At 57.6% G+C, this 12,829-nt stretch carries 16 protein-coding genes; 3 read left to right on the top strand and 13 right to left on the bottom strand.

Annotated elements, in window-relative coordinates:
• Nucleotides 1-117: 117 nt before the first annotated feature.
• From I6F21_RS27200 to I6F21_RS27180, 5 genes are all read right to left on the bottom strand, one after another.
• Entirely contained in the window at nt 118-2,250 is a 2,133-nt protein-coding gene (locus tag I6F21_RS27200) for a hypothetical protein (protein WP_225130059.1), read from the bottom strand.
• An 88-nt stretch (nt 2,251-2,338) separates the two neighbouring features.
• Nucleotides 2,339-2,833: a hypothetical protein gene (locus tag I6F21_RS27195; protein ID WP_225183765.1), complete on the bottom strand. Its 495-nt coding sequence runs from the start codon at nt 2,831-2,833 to the stop codon at nt 2,339-2,341.
• A gap of 245 nt (nt 2,834-3,078) precedes the next feature.
• On the bottom strand, nt 3,079-3,342 hold the full coding sequence (locus tag I6F21_RS27190; RefSeq protein ID WP_225130056.1) for a hypothetical protein: 264 nt from the start codon (nt 3,340-3,342) through the stop codon (nt 3,079-3,081).
• Nucleotides 3,343-3,399: 57 nt separating this feature from the next.
• Entirely contained in the window at nt 3,400-3,597 is a 198-nt protein-coding gene (locus I6F21_RS27185; RefSeq protein WP_225130054.1) for a hypothetical protein, read from the bottom strand.
• Nucleotides 3,598-4,013: 416 nt separating this feature from the next.
• Nucleotides 4,014-4,136 (bottom strand): hypothetical protein, encoded by a 123-nt coding sequence (locus I6F21_RS27180; protein WP_346277073.1) that lies wholly within the window; start codon nt 4,134-4,136, stop codon nt 4,014-4,016.
• A 279-nt stretch (nt 4,137-4,415) separates the two neighbouring features.
• On the opposite strand from I6F21_RS27180, the gene I6F21_RS27175 reads away from it, so the two are divergent.
• A complete protein-coding gene (locus I6F21_RS27175; RefSeq protein WP_225130052.1) occupies nt 4,416-4,721 on the top strand; it encodes a hypothetical protein in 306 nt (101 codons plus the stop codon).
• An 83-nt stretch (nt 4,722-4,804) separates the two neighbouring features.
• Here I6F21_RS27175 and I6F21_RS27170 read toward each other — a convergent pair whose 3' ends face one another.
• From I6F21_RS27170 to I6F21_RS27160, 3 genes are all read right to left on the bottom strand, one after another.
• On the bottom strand, nt 4,805-5,227 hold the full coding sequence (locus I6F21_RS27170) for a hypothetical protein (protein ID WP_225183764.1): 423 nt from the start codon (nt 5,225-5,227) through the stop codon (nt 4,805-4,807).
• Between the two features lie 14 nt (nt 5,228-5,241).
• Complete coding sequence (locus tag I6F21_RS27165; protein WP_225130048.1) at nt 5,242-5,463, bottom strand: hypothetical protein; 222 nt, start codon at nt 5,461-5,463, stop codon at nt 5,242-5,244.
• Between the two features lie 62 nt (nt 5,464-5,525).
• Complete coding sequence (locus I6F21_RS27160) at nt 5,526-5,771, bottom strand: hypothetical protein (RefSeq protein ID WP_225130046.1); 246 nt, start codon at nt 5,769-5,771, stop codon at nt 5,526-5,528.
• A 486-nt stretch (nt 5,772-6,257) separates the two neighbouring features.
• Here I6F21_RS27160 and I6F21_RS27155 point away from each other — a divergent pair, with 486 nt between their 5' ends.
• Both I6F21_RS27155 and I6F21_RS27150 read left to right on the top strand, forming a co-directional pair.
• Nucleotides 6,258-6,734 carry a DUF3833 family protein gene (locus I6F21_RS27155; protein ID WP_225130044.1) on the top strand — a complete coding sequence of 159 codons (477 nt, stop codon included), beginning with the start codon at nt 6,258-6,260 and terminating at the stop codon, nt 6,732-6,734.
• A 97-nt stretch (nt 6,735-6,831) separates the two neighbouring features.
• A complete protein-coding gene (locus tag I6F21_RS27150) occupies nt 6,832-7,134 on the top strand; it encodes a hypothetical protein (RefSeq protein ID WP_225130043.1) in 303 nt (100 codons plus the stop codon).
• A 1,577-nt stretch (nt 7,135-8,711) separates the two neighbouring features.
• On the opposite strand, the gene I6F21_RS27145 is transcribed toward I6F21_RS27150, so the two are convergent.
• The 5 genes from I6F21_RS27145 to I6F21_RS27125 form a co-directional block, all read right to left on the bottom strand.
• Nucleotides 8,712-9,503, bottom strand: coding sequence for a hypothetical protein (locus I6F21_RS27145; protein WP_225130041.1), 792 nt, complete (start codon nt 9,501-9,503; stop codon nt 8,712-8,714).
• 5 nt (nt 9,504-9,508) lie between these two features.
• Nucleotides 9,509-10,597 carry an ABC transporter substrate-binding protein gene (locus I6F21_RS27140; RefSeq protein WP_225183763.1) on the bottom strand — a complete coding sequence of 363 codons (1,089 nt, stop codon included), beginning with the start codon at nt 10,595-10,597 and terminating at the stop codon, nt 9,509-9,511.
• A gap of 323 nt (nt 10,598-10,920) precedes the next feature.
• Nucleotides 10,921-11,394 (bottom strand): hypothetical protein, encoded by a 474-nt coding sequence (locus tag I6F21_RS27135; RefSeq protein ID WP_225183762.1) that lies wholly within the window; start codon nt 11,392-11,394, stop codon nt 10,921-10,923.
• Nucleotides 11,395-11,607: 213 nt separating this feature from the next.
• Nucleotides 11,608-12,306 (bottom strand): hypothetical protein, encoded by a 699-nt coding sequence (locus I6F21_RS27130; RefSeq protein WP_225183761.1) that lies wholly within the window; start codon nt 12,304-12,306, stop codon nt 11,608-11,610.
• A gap of 238 nt (nt 12,307-12,544) precedes the next feature.
• Complete coding sequence (locus I6F21_RS27125; protein WP_225130035.1) at nt 12,545-12,781, bottom strand: hypothetical protein; 237 nt, start codon at nt 12,779-12,781, stop codon at nt 12,545-12,547.
• Nucleotides 12,782-12,829 lie beyond the last annotated feature (48 nt).

Genomic DNA, 12,829 nt, shown 5'->3' with positions numbered 1-12,829 from the left:
GGGAGCCGTACATTCTTGTCAGGGCGCCGCCACTCGACGAATGCGATCGCGGTCTATCCTCAATACTCGCGAGCCCGATCGCAGGCCACTCTTGAGGTGAAAAGAACGCTGAAACAGCTACCGGAAACAGGGCAGCGTTATCGGAGTTCGCGTGACCGAGACGAGCACATTGTTCACGTAATGCTCTGTCACAAGCTCTGCGCGAATGCTGCAAGAAGTCGCTCCCATCGCCGCCATGAATCCGCTTCGAGCCCGCGCTGGAGAAGCCTTGCGACTTTCAGCAATGAAGCGAGCGGCTGCACCGGGAGTGCCGAGCGCGTCGGACCGGGCGTTTTGCAAGGCTGCCACTAGCTCATTCAGATCTTTGCCCTTGATCTTGGTATCGCCGACCATTGACGGAACCATGTCACGAAGACCTTTATCAGCAATCTCGCCAGCGAGTAGTCCGGGAAGCGCCTTGCGGAGAGACTGCTGAAAGGAAGCGGTGGTGCGCCCGGCGAGCTCCTCGCACCGGAGCATCGCTGAGATGTAGCTGAGGCGGGTTCTCTCCGCCGAGTCGAGCCAGACCTGCTCGCAATTGTAAAGCAGGGTCATTCGATCGACAGGTCCGAGCTTCTCGATTGCTTCACGAATTTCGCCAAGCACCTCTGCGGCTGGCTTGCGCAACTCGTCGGGAAGACGACCGGTCGCCTGCCCCCAGACGGCTGCGAGACCGGCCCACCGAGGCTCGAACTGCTGGATCGATAACGCCTGCATGTCGTTCGGAATCTTGGATTGAGCGTCAGCTATGCTTTTCTCCATGGCATCGATCTTGGCGACGACCGCTTCAGTGCGCGCGCGGAGCTTGCTCCCAAACCCCTTGGCTACAGCGGCGGCCACGTAGTCCGTGAATCCTGATACCGCTGCTGCGAGCTTGCTCGCGCCGGTCGCAAGCCGTGCGCTCTGCTTCTCGATGCCTCGTTCGATAGCGGTCTTTACTGATTCATTGAGGAAGGCTTCCACAAAGCCGGCCAGGAAACCTAGCGGCAGGCCGAGGTCCTCGTTGTTCTTCAGAACATCCATCACGGCGTCGACGCTTCCCTCGTAGGCGGCGCCAATTGCGCGTGATCCCGTGGAGGCGAGAAGTTCTTCCGGAACAGTTCGCTTTTCTGCCGAGGACGCCTTCAGCTCCTTTTCAATCGCTTCGGCCGTTTCGAGCGACCATTGCGGACGCGTTGCCTGCACATCCGGGAATGTTACGGCGACCGAAGTCGGTTTGAGGGGAAGAGCCTGGTCAAATGGCTGGATCCGCCCACGATACGCGTACGCGACCGACTGGAGAGCGAGCGGTGTAGCGGTGGGAGCATCCAGTTTCGCGGGCGCAACACGGCGCTCGCTCAGCGGCTGGGATGCCGGTTTCTCTTGCAGCTTCTCCAGAGGCGGAAGAGGCCTGACGATCGGCGGTTCGTCGACATTCAACGGGGACAAAGCGACCGAAGCGCTCGCCGGCGGAGGTCCTGGCGGAAGCACGGGTGATGGTGTTGGTCCGTTCGGGGCGCCGTGGGGCCCGTCCAGCAGAGAGGGATATTGTCCTGGCAGATCGCCAAGCGCCTTTCGGAGCTTGTCGGCCAGGAGAACGATGTGTGGCCATTGCTGGTCATCATCATCCCTCTTTTTCGTCTCGTAGGTCTTCACGAGACGAGGCATCAGCTCCGCGAGAAGGACGGCTTTCGTTTCCAGAAGAGCCTTTGCATATCGTTCATCAATCCGTTCGATGTGGTGCTCGATCGTCGCTATTCGTTGGGCGAGCAAGCCATCAGGACCTGCAACGATGCCGCCGAAGAAGGTAAGAGAGGTCAGCAGCGTCAGCCAGACGTAGGCGAAGCTTACCGATCGAAGATAGCCGCTGAAGACGCTAATTACGGTCCGATGGCTGGCCCAGAAGGGTGCCACAAACAGAAAAATCAAGGCCAGATAAATAGAGAATTCCAGCGCCGGAGAGGGTTTCAGAAAGGTGGCCACAGTCCGCAAACGGGCCAGTTCCGTCTCCAATTCCCGGATGGTCCGGCTGGCTCCTTCGAGGTCGTCGGTGAGGGAGAGCCATATCTGAAGGCCGGAAAAGATAATGCCGGCGATAGCGAACGGCAGGAAGAAACGATTGAGGTTGCGCAATACTGCGCGCCAGAGTGAGCCTTCCCTGGTCTTCGCGGCAACGTACCTTGTCAGGAGAAACCCGAACACGCCGCCTGCGGCTATCAAATAAGTAATCATGCTTGTCTCCTTAATGGGCCTCGAAGGCACCCACCGGATCGAGCAGTAAAATGAATTGGGAAAACCTAGGGTCGTATCGATGCTAACGTCAATGCCCAAGATGGGGAACTTTTGGTCTAGCTGCGGGCGGCCGGCGACCGATCGTGAAATGGTCGATGGGCTGTCGATGTAGCTCCTTGGGTTGATCTGCCGCGGCTCTCCCGCGCGCCGCCGGGCCACGGTGGTCTCGCGGCGGTCCGCCCTTGGCATCGCTCAACGAGCGGCCCGATCGGCCGCGTACGCTCTGAGCGGCTGGTCTTGCCGGCACGCTGACCTTGACGCTGCAGAACTTCTCCTGAAACTCCGCCACCTTCGAGAGGAAGGCGTCTATCTGTCCCGGTGCCAGGTTGTTGAATCGCACCTTGTTGCTGCTCTGGTCGCCGTATCGAGTGTGTACGGAGACAGTATTGGCCCCGCTGCGGGCCAGGTAGACGATGCCGAAGTTGCCCGACATCGTCGGTGCCACCTCCAGCCGGTTGAGCTTGCTGAGGTCGGCGGTGGTGGTCTGGGCATCGCGCTTGCCGGCGTCCACCGTGAACCGCAACTGGCAGTGCTCTGGCTCCTGCAGCTCGTACCGTTTCGGCCCGCAAGAGACGCGAGGATATTGGTTTGCAGAATCTGTCGATGAGCGGTTGCAGCATCTTCGCGGATTTCTGCGTCGGATGCAGACGATTGCCGGTGCAGACCTAGTCGATGACATCGGCCGGCGGATTTTCCGGCAGGGGCACGTCACCCTTGGCAAGGAAAGGCCTGTTCGTGATGCTATTTCACGAACCCGGAGGACGAGGCCTACCGCTTCGGAAAGATGAGATGGCCGACAGGCCAGGAATCCTGCAGCTGCCAGCAGTCAAGGAAGACATCGGCTCGGCCCCAGCCGTAGAAGGTCAGGCACAGGCCGGGGTTCTTCACGACGCGCTGCATCTCGCGAAATGCCGGTCGGATCCACGACGTGTTGTCGTCATTGCGGATGGTCTGCCCGCTACTCGATTGTATCGGCAGACATACGGGGTCGGTCAGGATGAAGTCCACCGACCCGGTTGCCATCTGCCGCATGACCTGGATGCAGTGGCCCTAGATAACGCGGTTGCGAAGGGAGCTTGCCGGCGGTGCTCACTGGCGCACCTCCTGAACCAGCGGCCGGGCTTTCCAGCCGAGATCAAAGCCGTTCGCTACACCGAAATTGTCGGCCCGGTAGATCGCCTCGGCCTTGCGGATCGCATTGGCGGAGCTGCCGGCCTCGACGATGACCGTCCACTCTTCGTAGTCAAACGCCTTGACGACGAACCGGCGGAAGGTAGCGGCGCTCATCGCGCCGCCTCGTTCTTGGCATGGGCCTTGGCGGTGCGCACCACCAGGCGCCCGTTAAGCGGCAGGGCCGCCGTGAGCGAGATGTTGTAGCCGTCGCCGTCCTCGTGCGCCCAGGCGGCGCCGACCTTGGTCGTGAATCACCTTCGCCTTCGACCACGTAGACTGTGTGGGTCGGACGGCTTTGACTTCTGAAATGGCTCAAAAAATCAGGATGCTGCTGTCCTGAAAAGGCGGAGCTCGCGCGCATGCGCGAACGCGTCGCAGCCTTTTCGGCCGTGAGTTCGGATCTCCTAAAAAGAGATCGAGCGACGAACGAAGGAAGTCGCGTCTTGAGCAGCTGTCGATAGGGGCCTAGTAGGTGACCAGGTCGCTGATAACCACGGCGAGAGGTCCTTCGTCCCCCTTAAAACTAGCAATCATCGCATCCAGAAAGTATCCGGCTCAAGATCTTCGAGGTCGATGGGATGACCGGCATGATCGGCCAGAAGGAGGAAGAACGAAAGCTGCGTGCGACCATTGCCTTCGCGGAACGCGTGAATGACGTTGAGTTCGGAGAGGAAGTGGGCCAGCGGCCCCGCCCCGGCGGTGCACTTGAAGGGAGGAGGGTGAAGAGCCGGGGCCGCGTTCCGCTAAAGCGCGGACGGGCAGTGTGCCCAAGCTGCGCGCGGCTCGCATTAAAGCAGGTAAATGGAGGTTCGCTGCGCTGCAGAGCTCGAAGCTCACTCCGAGCGGCATTTAATTTTCTTGGTATTCGACACCCGGAGAAATGTATTATCCGTATTTGATTCGCTGATGATTATTTTCACAAGAGCATGTTCATGGCCCAGCGAGCAGTATCCCGTGAGGATGTCCAAAGCTTATTCGCCTTCTATGCATTTGTTGCCCGACACCACAACAAGCATGACGGCGCATCTCGGTGGCTGAAATTATTCACGTCGAGCCAAAACCTTTCCGATGAACGTCTGAACCAGTGGTCAGAGCGTGTTGATGCAGTCGGTCCGGAAATGGTCGGTCGCGTGCTCGATCCGCGCGCTCGCGCGGTCGTGGACGGTGATGCAAATTATGACCATGCGAGCGCGTTTCTCCACGCGCGACTCAAGGCATTGGATGAACCCCAGCACTAAACTCCGCCGGCCAGCTTCAGCAGCGAACCAACTTAGCAGGACGCCTGCGCCGCCACTCGCAAGCGCAATGATGCGACCGCCAGTCAGCCGAGCAGTCGGGCTTGCCTAAAATGAAAACGACTTGGAGTGAACCCCTTCGCCACGGCGCGCACGTGGGCTTCGCATGTCTCCAACGCAATCTTCTGGGCGAGCATCACGTCTCCTATCGGCAGAGAGCCCACCGGCATGAAACACAATCCCTCTTGCGGATGATCGCGCTCGTCCACCACGCAAACATTACCGGAAGTTCCGGCGTAGACCCTGTATTGGCTCCCACTCTCGTTTCCGATCACCTCGAAGTAACCTTTGCGGGCTAGCTGCTCGCGTTGCGCCTGCGAAAGCCACTCCCGCAAGCGCCGGAGCGAGCGGCCTTCCGGCGTGCTCTCGGCGCCGTGCTTGATGAAAAGGGCTCGTGTCGCTCTCATGCGAGAACGGCTGCCCATGCCCAACGATCGGAAGGCCAACATGGCTGGGGCTCCCACTAACCTCCAACGAGCCTCGGAAAAAAGATGGTCTCTTCCGCATTCCGGTCGAATGATTTGATTTGTGATAGCTGGTCCGTTCCGGTACGGACCGCAGCGGTGAAGCCAACCTTCGTCAGCTCATTGAAGCGCTGTTCGGCCCTGACCAATTCCTGTGCGTCGTGAAGATTGAAGAGATGACGGCTGTCGCCGGTGCGGTCCATGACGATCTGGATTGCCATAATTGCTCTCCTCGAGTTGCGGGTTTTATGGGCTGAACGCACGGATATTCAGAAGACGAACTTCAATCAGAACTTACCCGTGTTCTGCTGATGGTAGACGGCGGTACGCCCGGATCGGGAGGTGGCGCTTGCTTGCGATCGGCGGCATCGCCGAGGCTCAAAGTGAACTCGTGAACCGGCGCTGCTCGCCCCTTAGGTTGATACCGCTCCACCAGTTTCAGGAGGCGCCTTTTAACAAATGGGTCAGCCTGCTCTGCGAGTTCACGCAGTAACTTAGCGCGCTGTTCATTGAATTCGTGATCCAACATGTCTATCCCCTACACAACGCGCATGCGGTCATGCTCTGTAAGAAGACACTCAAAGCGGCTCATCACGTGAGCCAAACAATTTCGCGATCAAAAGGTCTGGATGCAGAAGATAGCGCCTGAGCGGATCAGTTGGCTACAAATTCGATCTCAGATTTGAAATAAACTGAAATCTAGTTGCCGAATGCCACTAACCAAAAGCTTCCAGGGCATCCTTTCTGTGACCGAGATGCAACGGGGCTCCACCTTCGGCTCGGAACTTTGCACGCCGGGCTGTTCACCCGCAGAGCTTAAATTATCACAGATGCCGCCGGAGCTGGGGTCAGCCGCCCTGGTTTTTAGCCCCGGTGGCCTCGGAATGTCCGAGCGGCCCTTTCCTTATTCGCGGGCCGCAATAACTTGAAGTACGGCGCTGCAAGGCGCGGCTAATCGGAACCCAATGGGTAACAAGGGACTTAGTACGGAGATTCCCTTGATTGGGTGCTACCGATGGCGATCGAGGATTTCAGAGAAACAAGGCCGATCTTTCTCCCGGAGCAATTCTTTGTGGGGCGGATCGAAGGCTGGGCGGTGCTGGAAAGCCTCGTTGGCGGATTGCTAAAGCGCGCGACGATTGCGGCGCACGGCGAATTCGAGACAGATACCCAAATCGTGATCTTCACCGAGACGTACACATTCGATGATGGCCATTGCGACACGATGCACTGGACCATACGAAAAGGTAACGAAGGCAAATACACCGGATTGGAAAACCGGCTGGAAGGTGAGGCTCTTGGAGAGCAAGCCGGCTGCGCCTTTCATTGGAAGTACACTCGCGACACGCCGCAACCAGGCGGTAAATCGATCAAATTGAATTTCGATGATTGGTTCTACGCAATAGATGATCGCGCCTGCATCGTGCGTGGGAGCGCCGGACGTGCGGGCATCCCGTTTGCGACGGCACACATTACCTATCGGAAGCTGTGATCCCAATGCCCGCGGATGTCGAGCGCTCTGGCGCAGCATTAAGATGAGATTGTAGGCGCAGGAACCGATCCTTCGACAAGGCGCGCCAAGCTCTTGCATGCCAAAGCCACCTGCAACCACCTCATCCGTTCGGCCGGACAGGTCGCTGCGATCGCCTTCTTCATTGCCAGCACGGCTTCAGCTTGATGGTCATGTTCTCGGTCTGGATGACGCGCACTCCTACTCCGCCGCCGAGCACGAAGGGTTCCGCAACGCTGTTCTCTCACTTTACGATTACATCTTCAGCGCGCTGTTGTCCGCCGAGATGACGAGCCGCCAAAATACGCTCTTTCACTTCACGATTGAGCTGTTGCTGACTATTCCATCTGCAACACTCGATACCCTGATTACTGGACAATGAGGTGTCGGTAGAGCGATCTGGCGCGAGCTTCCTAGAAAGCGGAAGTGCCGAGTTCTTTCATCGCACTGAACGGCTCTACGAGCTCGCGACAGCTATGTCCGCCGAAGCGCTCTCCGTCTACGACTGGCTTTGGGGATACGGCTAGTCCTGACAATCGTTCTCGCCTGAGCGGCTCGTAGGCGACGGCGGAGAGTCTGCAGTTCTCGAAATAGTGCGACCAGTCCCTCGACCCGCTCGCCCAGAATAGTCGAATAGTGAACCCGACCTCGATTACTCATTACTGGAAACCATAATTGTTAAAGGCAACAGGCGGTCGACAACGGAAAAAATATGCAATCCAAGGTAGGAAAATACAACCCATAAACTGCGGCGGTTAAAAAGGGCCACGCAAAAGCCCCGATACCAATGTCACAGCGCACTCCTTTCGCTTGTCTTTCGGGTCAGTTTCGTTCTGAAAGTTCGCCCAGTTCGGCAAAGCTAAGCCTGGTATCGCGGCATTCACGTGCGCCCGGTCTCTCGAGCTGGTAGTCCCATTCTGCCCTTTACTCGCGCAACGGCTGCCTAGCCCGGCGCGCTCCTTCTCGCGAAGGCAGCCCCTTCGCGCTCTACGACTTCTCTTTAGTCGTGCCGAGCGCACCGGCAGTTAAGAGTTAGTTTAGCTTCCGGCACGATCATTGGCGACCGCAGGGAGCCAAGCATGCAATTGCACCATGCGAATACCTTGGAAAGGATCACGATCGCCCCAGATCACGGCAGTGGCGAGCTCACGTGGCCCATCACTCGCGATCAATCGGATTTCTCGACCCCCAATCGAGCTCTTGGCGCTATTGGCGCCGGGCCGGCCTCCAAAACTGACTATTTGTCTCGTCGCGGCGGCCGCATTGGGGGCGGGCTTTGCGTTGGGTTGGGCTGGCGCTTGGTACGGTCCTGCAGCTATCTCGGCTCTCGACCCGACTGCTCAGGTAGAAACGGCTTCGCGCCGCATGCGAGACACAAGGGCAGGCGGTAAAGCCGAAGGCCTCCGAAAGATTGCATCGGGTTCGCGAACAGCGCCTGCTTTGGGGCAGCCCTCCACATTCATCGCGAGCGTTGCTCCGAAGCCTGGGACCAAAGCGCCAAATGCGGCGCAATCGGCGGATGCTCTCGAAGTGGACATGTCTGTGACGGGCTCGATCCAGCCTGCGGGGCCGCTCCTGTCGGTTCCCGAGACAAGACCAACGACCCTGGCAGGTTGGGCAGTGCTGGACGTTCGCGGCGGAACAGCGGTGCTCGAAGGGCCCGATGGGATTCGAATGGCAGCACGAGGTGATGTGGTCCCCGGCGTCGGGCGAATCGAATCTATCGTGCGCTGGGGCAACCGCTGGATAGTTGCAACGGCTCGTGGATTGATCTCGACGCCCTAGGCGTGAACGCTGGCGACGCAATCAATTTTCATCGTCAATGCTCAGTTGAGCACGTTTGAGTTTCATATAACGATGAAACCGTACAAATATACGTAAGAACACAGGCCGCTTGGTCGTCTTGAGAGACCTTGACGGCTCGTGCGAAAATGCTGCCAGCCGGCTGCCGAAGTCAGGCTATTTATCCGCCGTGCAGAGCTGGTACTTGTCTTGTTGTTCATGCTTTTCCACGTTCATTCGCGCCATGTATTTGTCTTTGACCTCCTCCGAAGGACAAAGACACGGCGGCTTGCTGCCGTAGTGGATCTTCCAACACTCGCTTGCGGTCGCATCAATGAGCTCCCAAGCAATGACATTTTCTGTCTGCACGAGAACGCCAGGGCCAGGAATTGCTGTCGTCTTTTTTCCGTCTACCTTGCACGCAGGAGATAGAAAGACCTGAGCGGGATCAAGTTCGGTCGGGTAAACGCGGATAAATCCCTCGACGGTCGCATAATCCTTTACGATCGCTCGTACCATCGCCTTCGTATAGACCAGCGTGTTGTTCTCACGAGCATCGATAGGACGCACAGCCACACAGGTGAAGCTCTTCTTTAGTACGTATAAAAGCGGGTGGTCTTGAGTTGTTTTGGTAAGCGACACGAAAGGTATCTTGTTCACCGCCGTGATTACCCAATCATCATCGTAGGCAACCGACACGAAAATTCCGAGAACCAGCGCGACTACATATGCCAGCACTATCTCCGCCGTTGCGACTGCTTGCGCTGGTTTCCGCTTCTTTGCGCGCCATTGCCGCATCGCGAGCGAGGCAATCCCAAAGGATGCGATGCTGATCGCAATCGAAATAAAGGCGTATGCAAGTTCACCGAACCGCAGATCGACCAAATAACTTGCGAGGCCCAGACCAATGAAGCCTGGCAGGAACGCGGCTACAAACTTGATAGCCTTCTTGGGATCATCGGAAATCATTGCCACTATTTGTTACAGCAGTCGTTGTTGCAAGAGCCGTCCTTGCACTTGCACGCGGAGCCATTACAGCCATCGTGAACGCCGCCACAGTCGGGACACAGCTGGAATGAGCCATTGTCGTTCATGACGTACACGGCGAGCTTAGGCTGACGACATTCGCCGCCGGCCATAAAGTTGAGTTGTCCAAGGACGGTATCGAACGAGTCGGCACGCATGCTCGCAGCAACTCGGTCAGGAGCAGGATCATTCCGCGCGGCGCGTGACAGGATTTGAAAGGCTGCGTAGCCATAGTAGGCATCCGCTCCCTTCATGTCCCTCAAGGAGTTGGGCAAGCTACGTGGCTCTCGAAGGCTGGGATCGTGCGGCGCGATAACCGCCACTTTGATCTGGTTTCCGAGGCGGCCGATCTCCAGGAGGCTGATGCCACCGATGAGAAGGCTGTTTGATGGGAGTTCGTCCAAACGAATGTTACGAGTATCCCCGCCAAACATGAACACAATCGCCGGCGAGCCAGCTGTGCCATTCCAATTTTGCAACGGCAGCTGGCTGACTTGGGCTTCACGGCTGAGCGCTTCGGCGAAAAACTGGCTTTCAAAAATGTAGCTCGTACGACGATCTTGATTGTCTTTCGCATACCGAACGGCGAGCTTTGCAAGCTGCTCGGCGCTATCGCCGATGTGGAATGAGTACTTTAGTCGCTGGTCCGAAAATGGCCCCTTAGATAGCCCGACCAAGACGGTTGGCGTCTGTTGCTGTTCGCTCACCCCGGACACGGCCAGCATTACAGATGCGCCGCCTTTTGCAATCAGGAAGTTGACGCGATCGACTTCAATAAGCTGGCGGGCCTTGTTGACCGCGATGTCCGGCTTATTCTGATGATCATGGAAAATGACCTCCACCGGTCGGTTGGCTATTTGCCTCAGATCATTCTGAGCGGCGGATACTCCCGCCCGAAACTGCTGGCCTTCATTTGCCCCGAAACCGGTGAAGGTCGCCACTACACCGATACGAATTACTGGGTCTTGCGCCTCTGCCGGAAGGTGCATGACGAGTAAAGTTAAGACTACTGCAAAGATCGTTTTCCAGCGACCCATGTGAGCCTCCTATGGATACAGTATGGCAAGTACTGTCCAGATAGTTCTGGACGAGCAATAAAACGCGCGAAATGATTCAATTCCAAACTCTACCTTTGGTAGCTTTGAGGAACAAGAGGGCACCAGCTGGGACGTGCAAATTTGTGGTCGGCCGACTCGAACCGCTCGGTAATCCCCGTTTCCCTGCGGAGCACTTGCCACGATCTTGATCTTATCGGTGAAGTCAGTGAACAGAGATAACTCTGTGCCAATGGCATCACGGCATCTCTTGGCCGATAGCCCCCAATCGGAGAGCCATTTTTGAAAGAAGCGAATAAGCTCGTCTACGTGCGCTTGATCAAGCGATACTTCGGTAGTTCACGTGAATTTTGGATCTTGCAAGCCTGTTCTGCCCAGCCATTTATGGTGCCACAATAGGTAAAGGCATCATGATCAGGACAACTCCGCTCATACTCTCCTTCGCGAACCGAGAAACTAGTTGGTTGAGAAGAGGTTGGTGGTGTTCCGGAGCCGGCGAAACAACAAATGGGGCGATGATGCAGATTGAGGGGATAAGCTTTCCCAACATAACGTCTGGCTCCTTTCTTAGAGACGCCGCGATCGCTGTCAGGTAGCACCAACCGTAGAATATCAGGTTGCTGTCCACAAATCAGCGACGTGCCCGGATCTAAACGTAGAAACGACCGAGCAGGCGTGGGCGGAGCAGGAGTCAGGCCGGAAAAGCATCCGCCGCGTATTTCCCCGCCGTCATCGCAGGTGGCAACTTGGGGTTCGTACTGTGCCAAGTCGGTGGCCATTGGTTCGGCCTGTGTCCCCACATGTTGAGCTGTCCCAGGGCGTCGAAAAGCCCAAGGTATTGATAATAGCTGACGCCCTCGACATCCGTCGAAATCGGGCAGCCGAGCGTTACGAGCCGGAGTTCGTGTGATCGGTCCGGTGGAAGGGATCTGATTGCATTGCCGATCTGCAGGGCGCCCTTGCTGTGTCCAACCAGAAGCTTGAATGCCGCGTCACGATGAAGGAGGAGTGCGTGAAGAACGTCTGAGGAGCCGGAGCCGTGGCGAAAGACTGGCGCGCCGTGCAGGGACTTTGCATCCGGCGTAGACGCGGGCAGTTGGCGGCCTATGCTCGCTGTCCGGGGCGCGGCATTGGCAAGAGCGTTCTGGATCTAAGCTCTTTGCATGCAGATAGTCGTAAAGGCCGAAGCCGAACCAGCCCCCTAGCGCCTGCAGAATGACGTCGGCCATGCCGTATCCCGGGACGATGGCAAGCACAGGTTTTCCGAGTGCTATCGAGATGTCCCACGCCAGCGCGGCGCTGCCAAGGGCCGAACTACCGACCCCCGTGATTGTTACGATCTCGACAGCCCGCGTTTCCGGGTGAGGCGAAGTCAAGAAGACCTCCACATTGGTGTATCTGTGCACATATGGTGCGGTATTAGCGTCGATGAGCAGAAGCGAGCCTTCAGGGTCACTGAGTGCATCGAGCTGGACGATCCGGGAGGGAGGTTTCTCCTCCCGAGCTCGCACGGACGCGTCTTTTTCGGCCAGCTGCGCGGCCAACGTCGCTACATCGTAAAAGACGATATCCAGCGCCGTGTTGAATAGGCGGCAGGCGCGGACGGCGGGTTCAATTAACTGTGGCGGCGGCTCAAACAGATTGAGAAAGGATCGCTCAGATTGGGTCGGCAGATTGTCTCCGATTGGCATGTGAAATTCTCCTCGAGGCTCAATTGAGCATGCCACACTTCTGTGATGGCGTTGGAAGCATGCAATGCGCGCGGGTCGACGGGACGGGGCGAGTGTGGGGAGTAGAGAGGGACAATGACGCCCCCGGTTCATTTTTAAGTTCTTCAAGCCGCCGATTGCCCGGCCGTTTTTTAGTCGTGCTAACGGTCGACGAGACGTTCCGCTCAGACTTTCTAGGGGGGCGGTCTTCGGTGCGCCGTCAGACGACGACAACAATCGCGATCTCGTGCCGTTGCGGGATAGCTTGCCATGGATCTCCCCTTATCACCTCGATGCGGGCCTGCCCTGATCGAAGCGCACGAAACAAGATGTTGGTTGGCGGTCCGAGTGGGCTTAGCACCCGGCCATCGTCCGAGAGTACGCCGGTCGAGAAGACACCTAACAGCTCGATCGCCGTCTCGCCTTCCAGAAGACGACCGCCGCTTGCTCCAAACATCAGTACGTCTCCCACCCGCACGTGCAGCACGGGTGGAAGGTCCTGGGA

It is taken from the genome of Bradyrhizobium sp. NBAIM03 (assembly GCF_020194055.1).
Lineage (GTDB): Bacteria > Pseudomonadota > Alphaproteobacteria > Rhizobiales > Xanthobacteraceae > Bradyrhizobium > Bradyrhizobium yuanmingense.
Note: the sequence above shows the minus strand (reverse complement) of the source record. Positions and strands in the feature narration are given on the sequence as shown.